13 protein-coding genes are annotated in these 19,580 nt (G+C 65.6%); 1 reads left to right on the forward strand and 12 read right to left on the reverse strand.

Features of this window, described 5'->3' with window-relative positions; all coding sequences use genetic code 11:
* Positions 1–54: 54 nt before the first annotated feature.
* The 12 genes from trxA to MOE34_RS19790 form a co-directional block, all read right to left on the reverse strand.
* On the reverse strand, positions 55–375 hold the full coding sequence (gene trxA / locus MOE34_RS19735; RefSeq protein ID WP_160786138.1) for a thioredoxin: 321 nt from the start codon (positions 373–375) through the stop codon (positions 55–57).
* A 105-nt stretch (positions 376–480) separates the two neighbouring features.
* Positions 481–4,038, reverse strand: a complete 3,558-nt coding sequence (gene addA, locus MOE34_RS19740; RefSeq protein ID WP_242219120.1) for a double-strand break repair helicase AddA — start codon at positions 4,036–4,038, stop codon at positions 481–483.
* On the reverse strand, positions 4,031–7,207 hold the full coding sequence (addB, locus tag MOE34_RS19745; protein WP_242219121.1) for a double-strand break repair protein AddB: 3,177 nt from the start codon (positions 7,205–7,207) through the stop codon (positions 4,031–4,033). The genes addA and addB overlap by 8 nt, the downstream gene beginning before the upstream one ends.
* On the reverse strand, positions 7,204–7,938 hold the full coding sequence (locus tag MOE34_RS19750; protein ID WP_242219123.1) for a nucleotidyltransferase family protein: 735 nt from the start codon (positions 7,936–7,938) through the stop codon (positions 7,204–7,206). The genes addB and MOE34_RS19750 overlap by 4 nt, the downstream gene beginning before the upstream one ends.
* A 13-nt stretch (positions 7,939–7,951) precedes the next feature.
* Positions 7,952–9,448 (reverse strand): tRNA (adenosine(37)-N6)-threonylcarbamoyltransferase complex ATPase subunit type 1 TsaE, encoded by a 1,497-nt coding sequence (tsaE, locus tag MOE34_RS19755; protein WP_242219126.1) that lies wholly within the window; start codon positions 9,446–9,448, stop codon positions 7,952–7,954.
* Between the two features lie 4 nt (positions 9,449–9,452).
* The gene (locus tag MOE34_RS19760) at positions 9,453–11,984 is read right to left on the reverse strand and encodes an ATP-binding protein (RefSeq protein WP_431522447.1); all 2,532 of its coding nucleotides are present in this window, start codon (positions 11,982–11,984) and stop codon (positions 9,453–9,455) included.
* A gap of 203 nt (positions 11,985–12,187) precedes the next feature.
* Entirely contained in the window at positions 12,188–13,585 is a 1,398-nt protein-coding gene (ahcY, locus tag MOE34_RS19765; RefSeq protein ID WP_242219129.1) for an adenosylhomocysteinase, read from the reverse strand.
* A 108-nt stretch (positions 13,586–13,693) separates the two neighbouring features.
* Positions 13,694–13,966, reverse strand: coding sequence for an HPr family phosphocarrier protein (locus MOE34_RS19770; RefSeq protein WP_242219130.1), 273 nt, complete (start codon positions 13,964–13,966; stop codon positions 13,694–13,696).
* Positions 13,967–13,981: 15 nt separating this feature from the next.
* The gene (locus MOE34_RS19775; protein ID WP_242219132.1) at positions 13,982–14,383 is read right to left on the reverse strand and encodes a PTS sugar transporter subunit IIA; all 402 of its coding nucleotides are present in this window, start codon (positions 14,381–14,383) and stop codon (positions 13,982–13,984) included.
* A gap of 150 nt (positions 14,384–14,533) precedes the next feature.
* Positions 14,534–14,989, reverse strand: coding sequence for an HPr kinase/phosphorylase (locus tag MOE34_RS19780; protein ID WP_242219133.1), 456 nt, complete (start codon positions 14,987–14,989; stop codon positions 14,534–14,536).
* On the reverse strand, positions 14,986–16,764 hold the full coding sequence (locus MOE34_RS19785; protein ID WP_242224152.1) for a sensor histidine kinase: 1,779 nt from the start codon (positions 16,762–16,764) through the stop codon (positions 14,986–14,988). The genes MOE34_RS19780 and MOE34_RS19785 overlap by 4 nt, the downstream gene beginning before the upstream one ends.
* A 121-nt stretch (positions 16,765–16,885) precedes the next feature.
* Positions 16,886–17,620, reverse strand: coding sequence for a response regulator transcription factor (locus MOE34_RS19790; protein ID WP_160786129.1), 735 nt, complete (start codon positions 17,618–17,620; stop codon positions 16,886–16,888).
* Positions 17,621–17,934: 314 nt separating this feature from the next.
* Here MOE34_RS19790 and MOE34_RS19795 point away from each other — a divergent pair, with 314 nt between their 5' ends.
* On the forward strand, positions 17,935–19,545 hold the full coding sequence (locus tag MOE34_RS19795; protein WP_242219135.1) for a phosphoenolpyruvate carboxykinase: 1,611 nt from the start codon (positions 17,935–17,937) through the stop codon (positions 19,543–19,545).
* Positions 19,546–19,580 lie beyond the last annotated feature (35 nt).

Here is a 19,580-nt window from a genome sequence, read left to right on the forward strand (position 1 = left end):
ACAAAAAGCCCGGCGCAAAGGCCGGGCTTTGAGTTTGATCCAGTCGAAGGCCGATCAGGCGGCGCTGGAAATCCAGGAGGACAGGGCCGTCTTCGGCGCCGCGCCGACCTTGATGTCGGCGACTTCACCGCCCTTGAACATGGCGAGCGTCGGAATGGAGCGCACGCCATAGGCAGCGGCCAGTTCCGGGTTTTCGTCGATGTTCAGCTTGGCGACCTTCACCTTGCCGGTGAGTTCAGCGGAGATTTCTTCCAGGGCGGGCGCGATCATCTTGCACGGGCCGCACCATTCGGCCCAGAAATCGACGACGACCGGCTCGGCGGAATTGAGCACTTCGGCCTGGAAATTAGACTTGTCGACTTTAACGGTAGCCATGAGGCTCTCCTTGAATGGTGATCGTTGCACAAGATGTGATGCCGCCGGCCTCCGGTTTCAAGGCCGGACGGGAGAGGCAAGGCCGCGGATGTCCCCTTCGGTATCTCATTTCGAGGCAAGTTCGGCAAGGCTGGCCTCCAGCCGGTCGGACCCGAGCCAGTAGGTTCTGGCCGCCTCCGTATAGATCAGCCCGCAACGGATTTGCCGGCCCGGATAAAGCGGCGCGAGGATCGACCGGTAGATCGCAAGCTGCGCCCGGTGCTCGAAGGGAATCTCGTCGAGCGTGTTTGGCGGCGCGCGGTTGGTCTTGAAATCGACGATCTCCACCGCCTCCTCAGTCACCGCCATGCGGTCGATACGGCCCGAGACGGCATAGTCCCGGCTGCCGAGCGTCAGCGTACCCATGATCGAGACCTCCGCCCGCGCGGAGGCGGAGAAGATCGCCGCAAGGCTCTCGTCGCCGATGACCGCGAGCGCGGCGGCAACGAGGGCGTTCTTCGCATTCTCCGGCCAGTTCGCCGCCGCCCGCTCAAGGTAACGCCGCGCCGCCGCCGGCCGCTCCTCTGCCGCGAAGGCGGGCAGGACCTGGAGGAAGCGGTGCAGGATGCGCCCGCGCTCCAGCGCGAGCCCTGCGCCCGAGGCGCCGCCTCGCTTGCCGAAGAGCGCCGAGGGCACCAGAAGGTCCGCCTTGTCCGTCTCGATCACCGCCGCCGCGCCGGAAGGGCTGAGCGGGCGCGGCAGGGATTTCTGCGGGGGGAGGGGCCGCCCCAGCGCCTCCGGCAGCACCGTCTCCGTCTTCTCCACGGCGGTCGTCGCACTGATCGCGCCGGCCTCCGCCGCGCCCGCCTCGCGCCAGGCAAACCCCTGCCAGCTTTCCCCCGGGGTGGAAAAAGCCCTCTCCACGCAGCGTTCGCCATCGGCCGAGAGCGCGGCCGCGATCATCGGGTGCCAAGTGTCCTTGTTCTCCTGCCGGCCACGATAGCCGCAGACGACGAGCCGGTCGGCCGAGCGCGTCATCGCCACATAGAGCAGCCGGCGATATTCCTCTTCCGCCCCGGCCTTGATGCGCTCGGCATCGGCCTCGGTCAGTTCATTGCCCAGATCCTTCAGCGGCAGCCAGGCGGGGAGGCCGCCGGGCGGCCCCAGCCCCGAGAGGAAGCGAAGCTGTGGCATGTGGCTGTGGCTGAATGCCTTCGCGCCGCCATCGACGAGGAAGACGACCGGCGCCTCCAGTCCCTTGGCCGCATGCACGGTCATGATGCGGATCTCGCCGCGCGCCTTGTCCTGCTCGCGCTTGACGGTGGGGGCTTCCAACTCGAGCGTAGAGACAAAGGCCTGCAGGCCCGGCAAGCCGTTTTCCTCCTGCTCCAGCGCGAAGGTCAGGAATTCGTCGATGATCTCGCCCGCTTCCGCCCCGAGCCGGGAAAGGAAGGCACGCCGACCGCCACCCGCGCCGAGGATGCGCGCATAGAAGTCATATACCGACTGAGCGCGCGCATCGAAAATGGTGCCTTCAAGCCGGCGAACGACCGTCGCAAGCCTTTCATCTGTCTGCGCCATGTTGCGGAGCCGCGCCCAGAGCGCCTGCTTCTCGCCGCGCCGGGCGGCAAGCTCGAACAAGCTATCTTCATCGAGGCCGAACAGCGGGCTTTTCAAAAGCGCAGCCAGCGAAAGATCGTCCTCAGGCAATACGGCGAAGCGGCCGAGCGCCATCAGGTCCTGCACGGCGATGTGCTTCGTCAGCACCAGCCGGTCGGCCCCTGCGACAGGCAGGTTGTGCCGCTGCTTCAGCGTGCGGGTCAGCGCATTGACGAAGGCGTCGCGCTTGCGCACCAGCACAATCACATCGCCCGCCTCCATCGGCCGGGCCTTACCCTTTTCGGTCACCGTCTCGCGGCCGATCCAGCCCGCAAGCGTATCGGCGATGCGCCGGGCCAGAACATTGATCGGCGCTTCCTCGGCGACGGCGTCGAAGGGCGCTGTCCAGTCTTCTTCGTCCAGACCCGGTGGCGCTGCGATCACCTCCCAGATATCGACCGCTCCCGGCTCGCGCCCGCGATTGGAGGCATGCACGATCTCGCCGCCGTCGGGCGTCAGCCCGCGCGCATTGCCGGGATCGAGGAACACCCGGTCGACCGCCGAAAGCACGTCGCGCGTCGAGCGGAAGGAGAGCAGCAGCCGGATCGGGCTGAAAGCAGCCTCCGCCATCCGCGTTCGGCGGGAAACGTCCCGGCCCTCCTCAGCAAACCGCTCCGGCCGCGCACCCTGGAAGGAATAGATCGACTGTTTCTCGTCTCCCACGGCGAAGATCGTGCGACCGGCGATCCGCGCCGTTTCGCCGGCGAAGAAATCGTCCGTTAGCGCCTTGACGATCTGCCATTGCCGGGGGCTGGTGTCCTGCGCCTCGTCGACGAGGATATGGTCGATGCCTTGGTCGAGCTTGTAGTGCACCCAGGCGCTCACCTGTTCCCGGGTGAGCAGTGCCGCCGTGCGGTCGATCAGGTCGTCGAAATCGAGCAGGCTGCGCGCCCGCTTCAGGTCCTCGTAGTCGCCGATCAGCCGCTCGGCGATGACGAGCGCGGCAAGGGTCGCCTCGTACATGCGGAAGCGCCGTAGCCGGTCATCGCAGGCGATTACATGGGCCTGCGCGGCCTGTAGCACAGCCTCCAGATGGGGCGCGCTGTCGCGTACCTTCTTGGAGAGGAACGAGCGCTCCAGGCTGCGCGGCGAGCCGGTGCCGGTGAAGAAGAGATCGTGGAGCGCCGCCCGCCGCGCTTCGGCATCCGTCAGCCGCGCAATTCCGCGCAATCCGGCTGCGGTGGCCTTCACCGTATCGCTGCCAAGGTTTTCCGCAGCAGCGAGGTAGCTTTCCAGCACCGCCCCCTGCAAGCCGTCGAGCGGCCAGAAGGCGGCGAGCATGTCCTCCGCCGTCCCGCCGGGTGCCAGCCCGATTTCCCGGCGAAGCACCGTCTCCGTGCCGCCGACCTTCTCCGTGGCGTCGAAGAATTCGCGGATCGGACCGCGGCTGGCGACGATGTCGGAAATCAGCTTTTCCAGCCCCGTATCGTCGGCGATGTCGAGCACGGTGGCGAAGGCGGCGGCGAGCGTCCGGTCGTCCTCGCTCGCCGTCGCGGTCAGGAGCGTGCGCCGCGCATCCGCCAGCAGCACGGCCGCCGCCCGGTCGTCGAGCACGGAGAAATGGCCGGCGACATTGGCCTCCAGCGGGAACTGGTGCAGCAGCGCCTCGCAGAAGGCGTGGATGGTCTGGATCTTCAGCCCGCCCGGCGTTTCGAGCGCCCGGGCGAAGAGCCGCCGCGCCTCGGCCAGCTTGAAGAGATCAGGCCTCTCGCCCTCGATGGCCGCCACCCGATCGGACAGCGCTTCGTCCGAGAGAGTCGCCCATTCGGCCAGCCGCTCGAAGACGCGGTTCGACATTTCCGAGGCCGCGGCCTTGGTATAGGTCAGGCACAGGATCGCCGAGGGCCGGCAGCCGGCGAGCAGCAGGCGGATGACGCGCTGCGTCAGCACATGCGTCTTGCCCGAGCCGGCATTGGCCGAAACCCAGGCCGAACGGCGCGGATCGGAGGCCGTCGCCTGCTTGCGCGACGTCCAGTCCAGCCAGGCGGCGGGTTCCGAAGAGGCGGGCCTGTCTTCCTCAAGCATCTTCGGCCTCCCCGCTGTTTTCGGCCGACGACCATTCGGCGACGCGCGCCAGATGATCGTATTCTCCGCCATAATCCCGTTCCTGTTCGGGGATCAGCCGCGAGGCGAAGCCGTAGCGCCCTTCGATCAGCCCCGTCAGCAGCTTCTCCAGTTCGGCAAGCGCTTCCTCCGCAAGGTCGGACGCGGATTTCGGCGTCGTATTGGCGGATTTGGAGTGCTCGTTATTGACCTGCTCTTCCTTGAACCGTTCGCCGGGTTTGAGGCGGACATAAAGAAGGTTCGCCGGCTCGCGGATACCGGGGCCGCGGAACGCTCCGCGCCTGATCGCCGCCGCCTCCAGCGCAAGCTGCGGATCGAGCAGCGCCCGCGCCACCTTCAGGGAGGGCGTGCTGCCGGTCTTGTAGTCGAGAAGATCGGCGCTGCCGCCCGGCAGGATGTCGATGCGGTCGGCAATGCCGGTGAGCCGAACGCCGCTCACGGACAGATCGAGCGAGGCCGGCACTTCCGTCAGGCTCTCCCTTACCCCGGCTGCCCGCTTCAGGTGCCACTCCACGAAGGCGCGTGCGACGGCGGCAAAGCGCGGCCGCCAGACGGCGTCGATATGCGGCGGTAGGCTTATCGTGTCGAATTCCTCCGTGAGAATCCGGCTTATCAACGACTGCGGTTCGCCTGTCGCCTCCTCCCGCACGAAGCGATCGACGATGCGGTGATAGAGCGAACCGCGCTCGGTCGGGCCGGGATCGAGATTGAAGGGGGCGACGGGATCGAGCTTGAGGATATGCTGGGCATAGATCGCATAGGGATCGCGCCGCAGCCGCCCGATCTGGCTGAAGGAGTACTTTTTCGGCTGCAGGTCTGCCGGCGGACGGGGGGCCGGGCGCGGCGCATTCGGCACCGGCGCGCTCCTGTCCACGGCATTTGCCCAGAGGACGAAATCCTTGCCGCGTGTCCGCAGGTCGCTTGCCAGCGTGGGGCCGCCGACGGCGAGCAGCCGTTGCAGCCAGCGCGAGGCGACGGTGGGCGCGGTGCCGTTGCGCAGCGCCCGCGTCAGGATGAGCTTCGGCGCTCCGGCGGCCATCTGCAGGTCGTGGCCGAGCTGGCCGATGCGGCGCTCCGGCGGCTCCAGCCCGATCTCCACCTTCATGATGCGGGAGAGGAATGCGTCGTTCGCCGCCTGCCCCGGCCAGGTTCCCTCGTTCAACCCGCCGATCACGACCGTGTCGACGCTCTGCAGGCGCGATTCGAGCGCGCCGAAGATGAAGACGCGCGGATGGCGCATGGAACGCGGCTTGACGCTCTCGCTCGTCGCCAGCGCCTCGATGATATCGCACCATTGCGGCCCGTCGGCCTCGATCTGTCCATCCGTCTCGATGACGCTTTTCAGGAGGTTGGCAAGGCTGTCGCCCGCCTCGCCGGACCAGAGCGCCGCAAGATCGCCACGCTCGTCCACCACCACGGCTTCCAGCGCCCGCCCGGTCCGCTCCGCCCAATCGGAGAGCGGCAGCCGGGAGGAGAAGCGCCGCCCCGTCCGGCTTTGCTGCACGAGGAGGCCGGCCAGCGGTTCGACCGCCTCGGCGATGCGTCGCGCGAGGTCCTGGGCGAGCGGAACGGCGCCCTCCGGCAGCGCGGTGCGCCAGGCTGGCGGATGGCGGTCGCCTGCCTGCTGCGCGAGGGCGGCTTCCAGCAGCGGTTCCAGCGTGGAAATGTCGATCTCCACTGTACCGCCGCGCAGCGCCGTCAGTTCCAGCGCAGTCACCGCCGCGCGGATCTCCGCCTCGGCAAGGCCGAATCGGGCGAGGGGATGTTTCAGGAGCGCGACCAGCGGCACCGGGTCGCCGGGTCGTAGTGTCGCCTCGGCGAGCAGGCGCAGCAGCGTGCCCTGCGGTGTGGAAAGCAGCGGGGTGCCGGCCGAATCGTCCGCCTCGATGCCGAAGCGGGCAAGTTCCGCCGCCACGCGCCGGCCGAGCTTGCGGTCGGGCGTGATCAGCGCCGCCTGCGCGTCTTCGCTTTCTTCCAGCGCGAGCCGCAGCGCAATGGCGATGGCCAGCGCCTCCTCACGCTCGTTCGCTGCCTCGATGAGGGAAACATCACGGAAGGCCGCTGCCATCGCATCCGGATCGAGCGTACCCCGGACCTCGCCCCAGCCCGCCGTCGCCTGCGTTGGCAGGAAGGCGCTGGAGAGGATTTTTGTACGGTATTCCAGAGCTTCCGGCGGCATGCCCAGTGTTTCCACGTCGCCCCGCGTGCGGCCCATGCGGGCGAGCAGCCGGTGAAGGCCGTATTGCGGGTGGCTGCGGGATGCGGCGTCGGGCTTCTGCGCACCGTCCTGCCGGCCGACCAGCAGCCATTCGGCATCCGACATGAAGCGGTCCAGTCCCGGAAGGATGACGACGCCGTTCGGCATTTCCGCCACGGCGGCGATCAGTTCGGCCGTCGCCGGAATGGAGCCCGTGGAGCCGGCGATGATGACGGGGCCGCCGGGCGGGGAATGGCGGTAGCGCTCCGTCTCGGCATGCAGCGTCGCATTGCGCCGGAGAGAGGGGGAGGAGCGGTTCAGCTCGGTCAGCCGCGCCGGCCAGAAATCGCTGGCGATCTTCAGGAATTCGGCGGTGAGCTGCCACCAGAGCGCATGGTTGGACGTGTCGAGATTATCCAGCGCCGACCAGTCCAGCTCCTCCGTCTCCATCGCATCGATGATCTCGGCGAGGTTGCGGGCGAGCCACACGGCATCCGCCGGGCTTGCGGGGGCGACGAGCGGGCTGTCGGCATGAATGGAGGTGACGGCGGCCGGCAGGCGGTTGCGCCAGGCGAGGACGAGGCGGGCCAGCTCCAGAAGCCGCGTCGGGCCGGAAAGCGGTTCGGCCATGTCGAGGAGGGCAGGGGCCACCTCGTCGAAGAAGCCGCTGTCGTCGTCCGTCTCGCCAAGCGCGCGGATGGTGGGAAGGATGGCCGAGCGCCCGCCGAAGAGGTCGACGAATTCCGAGCGGATGACGCGGGCCGAGCGCCGGGTCGGCACATAGATGGTGACGTCGGCCAGCGCCAGCGGATCGGCCGGATCGTAGGTGAAACCGGGCACGAGCCGCCCATCGACGAGGCTTTCGGCGACCGTCTTCAGGAAGGGCAGGCTCGCGGGGATCGAATAGATGCGGCCGCCCCGGCCGCCCGTCACGCCGCCGCCTCGCGGAAGGCGCCGATCACGGCTTCCGCCGCGCCGATCGCCTCGGGCGTGCCGACGGTGATCCAGTGGCCTTCCAGCATGATGCCGTGCAGCCGGCCCTTCTCGATGGCGCGGTCGAAATAGATGTTGAGGTTGAAGGCGTCATCGGGCGCATCGTCGAGCAGCGCCGGCATCAGGGCGAGCGCCCCGGCATAGACGACCGGCGTGCCGCTGTCCTCCTGGTAGCGGGTAAGCCTGCCTTCCGCATCGAGTGAAAAGTCCTTCTTGCCGTTGTGCCCCGTCGTATCCTCCAGCTTCACGCAGAGCATGAGCATGTCCATGGCATCGGGATCGAAGGTTTCCGCGAGCCGCTGGAGATTGGTCTTCTGCCCGGGCTTCTCGCCGATCCAGAAGAGGTCGGCGTTCATGACGAGCACGGGTTCGCGCCCCAGCAGCTTCAGCCCCCTTGAAAGTCCCCCGCCGGAATTCATCAGCTGGTCCGTCTCGTCGGAAAGCACGATCTCCGGCTCGGTGCGGCTCGCCAGATGCGCCGTCATCTGGTCGGCGAAATGGTGCACGTTGACGACGGCGCGTTTGATGCCCGCCTCGGCCAGCGCATCCAGCCCGTAGTCGATCATCGGCTTGCCCGCGACGGGCACGAGGGGCTTGGGCATGGTGTTCGTGATGGGGCGCAGGCGCGTTCCAAGGCCGGCGGCCAACACCATGGCGTCTTCGATCTTCATCGGGGCACTCGCGCTATGATTCGGTCGCGAGGATTCCAGCCTTTTCACACCAGACGCGCAAGGGGGCGAGGTCCGGATGGGAAAGCGCCCGCGTAAGATTGCGGAAGGTGCGCGGCATGTGGCGCATATAGGCCGGCTTGCCGTCACGCTGCATCAGCCGCACCCAGATGCCGACGAGCTTGCAGTTGCGCTGCGCCGCCATGACATGCCAGTCGCGCAGGAAACGGTCCCGGTCGAAATCGCCCTGCTTTTCCCGCAGGGAAAGGTAGCGGGCGAGCATGCCGTCCGCCAGGCCGTCGGGGATGTCGACGCGGGCATCCTGCACCAGCGAGGCGACGTCATAGGCCGAGGGGCCGATCATCGCATCCTGGAAATCGATGATGCCGACCCGGTCGATGCCCTGGGCCTCCGGCCGCCAGATGATGTTCGGGGAATGAAAGTCGCGCAGCAGGAGATTGTGCTCGGCGGCCGCAAGGCTTTCGATCAGTCGGTCCCAGATGGCGATATAGTCCCGGCGCTCCTCGTCGCTCGCCGGCGTGCCATGCTTGAAGGGCAGATACCAGTCGGTAAGCAGGCTCACCTCGATCTGCATGGCATCGCGATCGAAATCCGGCACGGTATGGACGATGCCATCGGCCACCGGAAGATCGCGCGCGAAAGGCTGGCCGTGCATCGCCGCGAGGCAGGCGGCGCTCTCCAGATAGCGCTCCGCGATCGGCGCGCCCTCCGCATCGAGAACGCCTTCGCTGCCGAGGTCTTCGATCAAGAGGATGCCCTGCTCGATATCCGTCTCGTAGATGGCGGGAGCGCGAAGGCCGCGGGAAGCGAGGTGCCGGCCGATGGCGATGAACGGTTTCACGTCCTCGGCGATATGGGCGATCTGCTGGTAATACTTGCCGTGGGCGAGGATCGGGCCGGGCATATGGCGCGGCGCATCCATCAGCACGTAGCGTGTGCCGCCGAAATGGACATGCTCATAGGCGCGCACGGAGGCATCGCCCGTCAGGTGCCGGCGGATGGCATCCCGGTAGCCGGCTTCGTCGAGGAAGGCGCGGATGGCGAGAGACCGCTGGATGCGGGCAAGCGCCGGTGCCACGCAGTTGATGGAAACACGCCGCCCATCACCCTCATGCGTGAAGGTCAGTGTGATGCCGTTCACAGGCAGCGCGCCTTCGCCCTTTTCCGGCCATTCGACGAGGCAGATCCCGTCCGCAAGCGCTTCGTCGAAGCCGAGTTCGTCGATCTCGGCGGCATCAGCAATGCGGTAGAGGTCGAAATGGGCGACGGGAACGCGCAGCTCGTAGCTCTGCACGAGCGTGAAGGTCGGGCTCGGCACTTCCAGATAGGCATCGTCCGCGATGGCGCGGATCACCGCGCGCGAAAAGGTCGATTTACCCGCGCCGAGATCGCCCGACAGCGCGACATAGTCGCCGCGCTTGAGCGCAATCGCCATGTCCTCCCCGAAGCGGATGGTGGCGGCTTCGTCGGCAAGGAAGATGTCGAGCGCCATGCGCCTATTCCGCAGCCGCAAACGAGGTCATCGTGGCGGAGGGAATGCGCACGGTGACATCGGTGCCGCGGCCTTCGTGGCTGTCGATCTTGACGGTGCCGTGGTGGAGGCTGACGAAGCTTTCCACGATGGAAAGGCCGAGACCCGCGCCGCCGTGGCGGCCATGGCTCTCGAAGCGGTTGAACACCGTCGTCAGCACATCCTGCGGAATGCCCGGCCCCCGGTCGGAGACCGTGAAGACGAGATCGCTGCCCTCGCGCCAGCAGCGGAAGCCGATGGCGCTGCCGGGCGGCGCGAAATTCGCGGCGTTGCTGAGCAGCTTGATGAGGATCTGTTTCAGCCGCTGCTGGTCCGCGACGATGGTGCCGAGATTGTCGGGCGCGGTGATTTCAAGCGTCACCTGCGCGTCGTGCAGCCGGTCGGCGAATTGCATCGATACGTCGTCGATAAGGTCCGTCAGGTTGATCTCGGTATAGTCGAGTTCCATGATGCCGGCATCGACCGTCGCAAGATCGAGAATATCGTTGACGATGGTCAGCAGTACGGCCGACGACGTCGCGATATGGTCGACATATTCGGACTGCCGGTCGTTGAGGTCGCCCATGGTCGGCGTCTTCAGGAGGTCGGCGAAACCGATGATATTGGTCAGCGGCGAGCGCAGCTCGTAGGAAACGTGCTGTACGAAATCGTTCTTCAGCGCATCCGCCTTGCGCAGCGCCTCGTTCTTTTCGGTCAGGGCGCGGCTGACGCGCACGCTGTCCGTGACGTTGACGAAGGTCAGCATCGTCTGGGCGTTGGAGAGCGGAATGACCGCGAAGTCGAGGATGAGGCCGGTGCGCAGCTCAAGGACACCCTGGCAGGAAGGCCGTTCGTCGTCGAAGCTGGTGATCATATGTGCGAAGCGCTTCCAGCCGTCCGGCTTGTCGTAGGACGGCGCGCAGGCCTGCTCGATGGCGCGGATATGCGTGCCGGATTTCGCCTCTGCCTCGCTGATGCCCCAAAGCGCCCGGAAGGCCGGGTTGGAGAGGCGGATGCGCCCGTCCGGGCTGAACACCGCGACGCCTTCGGCCAAGTGATCGATCGTCTCGTCCTGTACCTGTACCAGCGTGTTGTAGCGCGTCTCGAGATCGACCTTTTCCGTCAGGTTCTCGAAGACCCAGGTCGCGCCGCCCTGCGGGCGGGCGGTGGCGAAGACGCGCAGCGTCTGGCCGTTCGGCAGGTGCCAGAGGTCGGTCTGGGTATCGATGGCGCGGTAGACGGAAAGCGCGGTTTCCTTCCACTGTTTCCAGTTGAGCTGTTCCGGCAGTTTTGCCGCCGCGCGCAGGCGGTCCAGCAGTTCGCCGTTGCCGGGCTTGCTTTCCAGGAACGCCGTGTCGATCTCCCACATGGTCTGGAAGGCCTGATTGTAGAACTGCAGGCGCTGGTCGCCGTCGAAGATCGCGACGGGCGTCGCCAGATGGTCGAGCGTCTCGGCGTGGCTTTTCAGCGTGCGTACCAGTTCCTCGCGCACCGCCTCGACATCGGAAACGTTGACGGCGATGCCGGCGGAGCCGCTTGCGCTGCGCGCATCGACCACGTCGAAGAAGCTGCGGTTGCCATGCACGACGGTCGAGACCTTGTCACGGAACGGCGTGTCGTAGGTGCTGGTGGCGCGGATCTTTTCGCGCGCGATGGTCGGCAGCAGTTCGCGGCCCTCGGTGACCGCGCCGGCGGCATCCTTGGCTTCGACGGCCTCGGCATAGGCTTCGTTCACCCAGGCGAGCGAACCGTCCGCGGCGCGCTGCCAGACAGGCAGGTCGATCTGGTCGAGCAGGCCCTGAAGGGTCGTCAGCGCCGCGACCAGCCGGTCGCGCTCGAGCTTCAGCCCGGCGGCTTCGGCGCGCAGGTTGTTGAGCGCCACGAAGCGCACGAAGGCCTGCCCGCCCGAAACGCGGCCCTGCGCCTCCAGCACTTCCTCGCGGGTGGTTTCCACGACGAGGTCGAAGCTCTGGGCCTGCGAGCGCAGCTTCTCGACGGCGCGCTCGATCTCGCTGGCGGAGGCCGGCTTCAGCCAGCGGCCGAAGGCGAGGAAATCGCGGTCGGCCTGCGGCGCGCCGGTCTCCGGCGGAAGCTGGCCCAAAAATTCCGGCTTGCCGGAAAGCCCGTCCCACATGACGATGCGGCGGTTCTTGTCGCCGATCAGCGCCTGCAGGCGGGAAACGGTGTGGCGGGCGTCGGAGAGATGCGCGCGCAGTTCGCGATGCTCGGCCTCGACGCGGCCGCGCAGGCGGATCATCCAGACCGCCGAGATCATTGCCGCCGACAGCACGCCGAGCAGCAGGGAGCCGGTGACGACTTCCGTGGTGGCGAGATAGGGGGCGGCATGCGCCGGGCCTGCAAAGGCAAGCGACGCCAGCGCCGAGCCGGCCGTCAGCAGGCGCCTTGCGCGCTGCGTCAACCAGCCATTAACCATGTTTTTCGGCACAAATGCATGCGCCTTATCCCGCCCCGCCAGGCCAAAAGCCTGCCCGGAACGGCCTCGTTTTTCTTCCGACATCATCCCCGGTATGTCTCCGTCCGTTTGCCGCCTGATCGACAAGACATCCCAATCCGGCGCGAAGGTCCGCATCTGCGCGCCGAATCAACGCCTTAAACGATACTTGTTTCCCGAATCGTCGGGAAGGGACGGGGCCAAAAAAGAGGCGGCGCGCTTGTGTCAAGCGCGCCGCCTCTAGATGTTGTGGATAATCCGGGTAAGGATCAGTACCTGTAGTGCTCGGCCTTGAACGGACCCTGCGTCGTCACGCCGATATAGCCGGCCTGCTCCTCGGAGAGTTCCGTGAGGCGGGCGCCGAGCTTGGCAAGGTGCAGGCGCGCGACCTTCTCGTCGAGCTGCTTGGGCAGGACGTAGACTTCGTTCTTGTACGCGTCACCCTTCGTGTAGAGCTCGATCTGGGCCAGAACCTGGTTCGAGAACGAGGCGGACATGACGAAGGACGGATGGCCGGTCGCGTTGCCGAGGTTCAGCAGGCGGCCTTCCGAAAGCAGGATCATGCGGTTGCCCTTCGGGAACTCGATCATGTCGACCTGCGGCTTGATGTTCGTCCACTTGAGATTGCGCAGCGAGGCGACCTGGATCTCGTTGTCGAAGTGGCCGATATTGCCGACGATCGCCATGTCCTTCATCTCGCGCATGTGCTCGATGCGGATGACGTCCTTGTTGCCGGTCGTGGTGATGAAGATGTCGGCGGAGGACACGACGTCCTCGAGCTGCACGACTTCAAAACCGTCCATGGCGGCCTGAAGGGCGCAGATCGGGTCGATTTCCGTAACCTTGACGCGGGCGCCGGCGCCGCGCAGCGAGGCGGCCGAACCCTTGCCGACGTCGCCATAGCCGCAGACGACGGCGACCTTGCCGGCCATCATCACGTCGGTGCCGCGGCGGATGCCGTCGACCAGCGATTCCTTGCAGCCGTACTTGTTGTCGAACTTCGACTTGGTGACCGAGTCGTTGACGTTGATCGCCGGGAAGGGCAGCAGGCCCTTCTGCTGGAGCTGGTAGAGACGGTTGACACCGGTGGTGGTCTCTTCCGTCACGCCCTGGATGGCGTCGCGCTGCTTGGTGAACCAGCCCGGCGAAGCGGCAAGGCGCTTCCTGATCTGCGCGAAGAGGATTTCCTCTTCTTCCGAACCCGGATTGACCAGAATGTTTTCGCCGGCTTCGGCGCGCGCGCCGAGCAGGATGTACATGGTGGCGTCGCCGCCATCATCGAGGATCATGTTGGAGAAGCCGCCATCGGTCCACTGGAAGATCTTGTCGGTATATTCCCAGTATTCGGTGAGCGTTTCGCCCTTCACGGCATAGACCGGAATGCCAGCGGCGGCGATGGCTGCGGCGGCATGGTCCTGCGTGGAGAAGATGTTGCACGAGGCCCAGCGCACGTCGGCGCCTAGCGCCACCAGCGTCTCGATGAGGACGGCGGTCTGGATGGTCATGTGCAGCGAGCCGGTGATGCGCGCGCCCTTGAGGGGCTTGGAGGCACCGAACTCTTCGCGGCAGGCCATCAGGCCCGGCATTTCGGTTTCGGCGATCTGAATTTCCTTGCGGCCGAAATCGGCAAGCGCGATGTCGGCGACGTGGTAGTCCTTGGTGGTCATGGAAGCTCCAGCCTTCTGGCTCTGTTCGGATGGCGCTTCCTAACAGGAAACGCCGGCTGGAGCAAGGCGACATAAAGAAGTCTTTATGTCCTTATATTAATGGAAGGCTTACATCTCCTCGCCGAACCGGTCGGCGATCAGCGCATCGAGCGCGTCGAGCACCTCACGCGCCTGCGTGCCGGTGGCGGTGACGAAGACGCTGCAGCCGGGGCTGGCGGCCAGCATCATCAGGCCCATGATCGAGGTGCCGCCGACCGTCATGCCGTCCTTGGAGACGGTCACCTCCGCGTCATAGCCGTCGACGGTCTGCACGAATTTCGCCGAGGCGCGGGCATGCAGGCCCCGCTTGTTGATGATGAGAAGCTCTTTCGAGACGGTCATGGGCGGCGGGAAACCTTATTTGCCGCTGAGGACGCGGCTTGCCACGTTGATATATTTGCGACCGGCCTCGGAGGCATCGACCAGCGCCTTCTCCATGTTGTTCTCGCCGCGCACGCCCGCCAGCTTGATCAGCATGGGCAGGTTGACGCCGGCGATCACCTCGATGCCGTTGCCGGTCATCACGGAGATGGCGAGGTTCGACGGGGTGCCGCCGAACATGTCGGTGAGGATGATGACGCCATGGCCCTGGTCGGCCTTGTTGACCGCGTCCAGGATGTCCTGGCGGCGCTGGTCCATGTCGTCCTCGGGACCGATGCAGACGGTCTCTATGGCCTTTTGCGGACCGACGACATGTTCGAGGGCATGCCGGAATTCCTCCGCCAGCTTGCCATGGGTGACAAGCACCAGTCCGATCATCAGCAGTCGCTCCAGTTTCCCAATTCAAACGGACGGCTCATTACTGCAATGCAACAATTCCGTCCACCGCTGGGGTCGCCATCATGTCAATGAAAAGCCCAAGTGCAAGCCCTAAATGCCCGTTTAAGCGGAATGCCGAGGCTTTTGCGCTCAATCCCGCAGGATTTCCGGGTGGATCGTGGCCAGGATCGAGAAAGCCGTGCAGCCGGCAAGGAGCGGCAGCCGCGTCAGCGGCAGGATATGCCCGGGCAAGACCTCGAAGATTTCGCCCTCCGGCGGCAGCCGCTCGGCAAAGGGCGGTGCGACAGGGCGGATGGCCTGGTTCAGCACGGCCTTCTCGACCGTCTCCACCTTGACGATCCCGGCGCCGCGCACCTCTGCAAGGCCGGCAATACTTTCCGGCGCCCTCGCGACGAGCCGGCCGTCTTCTTCGCAAACGAGAACCTGATCGTCGCTGACAAGTGCGGCGAAAAGCCCACGCGTCCTGGCCTCATGGATACAATGAAGGGCGACGGAGCTTTTGCCTGCGCCGGAAGGGCCAACGAAGAGAAGCCCGGTCGAGCCGAGCACGATGGCCGTTCCATGCACGTTGGCGGGGCCGGTCATTTATGCGTGCCGGCGGGGAGGGCGAGAGTGAAGCGCGCGCCGAGCTTTTCGCCGGTCGCCTTGTCGAGGATGTTATCGGCCTTCAGCGTGCCGCCATGCGCCTCGGCGATCTGGCGGGAGATGGAGAGGCCGAGACCGGAATTCTGGCCGAAGTCCTCGCTTGCCGGGCGGTCCGTGTAGAAGCGCTCGAAGATGCGGTCGATATCTTCCGCCTGGATGCCGGGGCCGTTGTCCTCGACCTGGATGAGGCAGCGGTCGTTCCGCCCGCGCGACAGGCGCACGACGATGCGCCCGCCGGGATCCGGCACGAAGGAGCGCGCGTTCTCGATCAGGTTGGTGACGATCTGGCCGATGCGCAGCTCGTAGCCCGAGACCTCGAATTTCGTCTTCGGATTGTCCTTGCGGTCGACCACGAAATCGAGCGTGACGGGCTTCTTGCGCGTATTGACCTGACGGGAGATGTCGATGAGGTCGCCAAGCAGCTTTTCGAGGTCCACCTTGCGGGCATCGCTGCGAGCCAGCTCGGCATCGAGCCGCGAGGCGTCGGAAATGTCGCTGATCAGGCGGTCGAGGCGGCGCACGTCATGCTGGATGATATCGAGCAGGCGCTTCTTGGAATCGTCCGTGCGCGCAAGCGGCAGGGTTTCGACGGCGCTGCGCAGCGAGGTCAGGGGGTTCTTCAGTTCGTGGCTGACATCGGCCGCGAAACTCTCGATCGCGTCGATCCGGTCGTAGAGCGCCGTCGTCATCTGGCGCAGCGCGATGGAAAGGTTGCCGATCTCGTCCTGACGCGCGGAGAAGTCGGGAATCTCCTCGCGCTCCTTCGCCCCGCGCCGGACGCGAATCGCCGCCGCCGAAAGTCGGCGCAGCGGATTGGCGATGGTGCTGGACAGAAGCAGCGACAGGGCGATGTTGACGAGGCCCGCGACGCCGGCGACACGCATGATGGCAAGGCGCTCGGCGTGAACGATCTTGTCGATGTCGCCCGCCTGCGTGGACAGCAGCAGCACGCCGAGCACCGCGCGGAAACGCTGTACGGGCACGGCGACCGAGACGATCAGCTCGCCCTTGTCGTTGACGCGCACGACGGCGCCGCGCACGCCGGTCAGCGCGTTCATCACTTCCGGGTAGATCGAGCCGTCGCCGCCCGGCGCTTCCTTGTATTGCGGCAGGTTGCTTGGCTGGAGGATGCGGTTGAACCAGACATTGAGCTGGTCGAGGAGACCGGGGCTTTCGGATTCTACCGGCGGCAGGTCGAAGCGCAGCACCTGGCCCTGTGTGTAGAGGTGGCGCGAATCGAGCAGCAGGTTTGCGTCGGTGTCGTAGATGCGGGCGCGGGTACGCGTCGGCGAGATCAGCCGTCTGAGGACAGGGGCGACACGCTCGGGATTGATGGGGAATTCGAGGTCGTCGTCGCCCGGCAGCGGCGTGATGCTTTGGCCGGCCTGCAGCTCCAGCAGCTTTTCGGGGTCGATGGTGATCGAGTTGGTGTCGACCGAGGCGGAGGCGGAGATTGCACCGGCGATGATCTCGCCCTGCGTCAGGAGGCTTTCGACGCGGGCGTCGATCAGGCCCTCGCGGAACTGGTTGAGATAGAGGATACCCGCGACGAGCACGACCAGCGCGACGAGGTTGAAGAAGAGGATGCGGCGCGTCAGGCTGGAGAAGACGGCATTGCCGAAGATGCGGCGGGCCAGCGTGAAGGGATGGGTCCAGCGGCGTCCGGCGCGCGGCGCGGGCCGGCCTTCGGCGTCCTCTCCATCCTTTTCAGGCACGGTCTGCGACAAGCGTGTTCATCCTCTCACGCGGTTCCGGCGGGAGCCGCGCCAATCTTTTGCGGCGCGAAGCGCCTGCCGCGGCATGGCATTGCCGCGGCAGTCGATCAAGCGAAATCGCTCAGGCGCTTTCGCGGAAGCGGTAGCCGACACCATAGAGCGTTTCGATCATGTCGAAGTCGGTGTCGACCATCTTGAACTTCTTGCGAAGCCGCTTGATGTGGCTGTCGATGGTGCGGTCGTCGACATAGACCTGCTCGTCATAGGCCGCATCCATCAGCGAATCGCGGCTCTTGACCACGCCGGGGCGCTGGGCGAGCGAATGGAGGATGAGGAATTCCGTGACGGTCAGCGTCACCGGCTCGCCCTTCCAGGTGCAGGTGTGGCGCTCCTGGTCCATGACGAGCTGGCCGCGCTCCAGCGAGCGCGCGGCCACTTCCCCGGCCTTGGCCGCGCCCGCGGCGCCACTGGCCCCGGAAGCCGCCGCCTCGCGGCTGGAGGCGCGGCGCAGGATCGCCTTGACGCGCTCGACCAGCAGGCGCTGCGAGAAAGGCTTGGTGATGAAGTCGTCCGCGCCCATCTTGAGGCCGAACAGCTCGTCGATCTCCTCGTCCTTGGAGGTAAGGAAGATGACGGGGATGTCCGATTTCTGGCGCAGGCGCCGCAGCAGCTCCATGCCGTCCATGCGGGGCATCTTGATGTCGAAGATCGCAAGCTGCGGCGGGCGGGCGAGAAGGCCGTCGAGCGCGGAGGCGCCGTCCGTATAGGTCTCGACCTTGTAGCCTTCCGCCTCGAGCGCGATCGACACGGATGTGAGGATATTCCGGTCGTCGTCCACCAGTGCGATCGTCTGCATCCTGCTCGTCTCCATGTTCATGAGCGCCTTTCCCGACTTCGGATTCGTGTTCCTGTCCTGGATGAATGAGCGCCTGTCTGAGGATAAAGGTGGAACAAATTGTGGCAAAGATAAAGGGTGACGTTTCGGGGGTGATTTTCGATGCGCTTTTAAATCGATTATTCAAACGATTAAAAAAGTAATGTGATTATTTAAATCGATTAATAGATTGATATTATTGCCTAATTTCCAATTCCCTCTTGTTTTTGTGACAGCCGCAGATTAGGTTCCCCGAAAATTCACCTGGCTCTTCGTCCACGGAGGAAATCTGGACCATGCAGGAACTTGGCGTTCGCAACCCCGCTCTGGGGCTTACCGAGATGGGCATCAACACCAGCGGCACGGTCCGGTACAACTTTGCAGCGGAGGCTCTCTATGAAGAGGCCCTCGGTCGCGGCGAGGCGGTCAAGACGGCCCATGGCGCGCTTCGTGCGCTGACCGGCCAGCACACCGGCCGTTCGCCGAAGGACAAGTTCGTCGTGCGCGACGAAAACACCGAGAACGCCATCTGGTGGGATAACAACAAGGCCGTGTCGCGCGAGCATTTCGATGCGCTGCATGCCGATATGCTCGCCCATGCCGGCGGCCGCGATCTCTTCGTACAGGACCTCGTCGGTGGCGCCGATGCGGAATATGCCCTGCCGACCCGCGTGATCACCGAGCTTGCCTGGCATTCGCTGTTCATCCGCAACCTGCTCATCCGCCCGGAAGAGAAGGATCTGGCCGGTTTCGCGCCGAAGCTGACGATCATCGACCTGCCGACCTTCAAGGCCGACCCGGCCCGTCACGGCGCGCGCACCGAGACCATGATCGCCTGCGACCTGACGCGCGGCATCGTTCTCATCGCCGGCACCTACTATGCAGGCGAGATGAAGAAGTCGGTCTTCACCGTGCTCAACTGGCTGCTGCCGTCGGAAAAGGTCATGCCGATGCATTGCTCGGCCAACGTAGGCCCGGCTGGCGACGCTGCCGTGTTCTTCGGCCTGTCCGGCACCGGCAAGACGACGCTTTCCGCCGACCCGAACCGCACGCTGATCGGCGATGACGAGCACGGCTGGGGCGAAAACGGCATCTTCAACTTCGAAGGCGGCTGCTACGCCAAGACGATCCGTCTTTCGGCCGAAGCCGAGCCGGAAATCTACGCCACGACCCAGCGTTTCGGCACCGTCCTCGAAAACGTCGTGCTCGATGCTGAGGGCGTTCCGGATTTCAACGACGGCTCGCTGACGGAAAACACCCGCTGCGCCTATCCGCTGCACTTCATTCCGAATGCCAGCGAGACCGGCCGCGCGCCGCATCCGAAGACGATCATCATGCTGACGGCCGATGCCTTCGGCGTCATGCCGCCGATCGCCAAGCTGACGCCCGACCAGGCCATGTACCACTTCCTCTCCGGCTACACCGCCAAGGTCGCCGGCACGGAGCGTGGCGTGACCGAGCCGGAAGCCACCTTCTCGACCTGCTTCGGCGCTCCCTTCATGCCGCGTCACCCGACGGTCTACGGCAACCTCCTGAAGGAACTTATCGCCGAGCACGGCGTCGACTGCTGGCTGGTCAACACCGGCTGGACGGGCGGCGCTTACGGCGAAGGCCGTCGCATGCCGATCAAGGCGACCCGCACCCTGCTCGCCGCCGCCCTCGACGGCTCGCTGAAGGATGCGCTCTTCCGCCGCGACGACAATTTCGGCTTCCAGGTTCCTGTCTCGGTGCCGGATGTCGACACCAAGATCCTCGACCCGCGCTCGACCTGGGCGAACGGCGCCGCTTACGACAAGCAGGCCGGCAAGCTCGTCGACATGTTCATCACGAACTTCGAGAAGTTCGAGGATCAGGTCGACGGCAGCGTCCGTGACGCGGCTCCGGGCCTCAAGGTTGCCGCCGAGTAAGGTTTCGGTAATGATTCACGTGAAACCCGGTCTAT

This window comes from Shinella zoogloeoides (assembly GCF_022682305.1).
Classification (GTDB): domain Bacteria; phylum Pseudomonadota; class Alphaproteobacteria; order Rhizobiales; family Rhizobiaceae; genus Shinella; species Shinella zoogloeoides_B.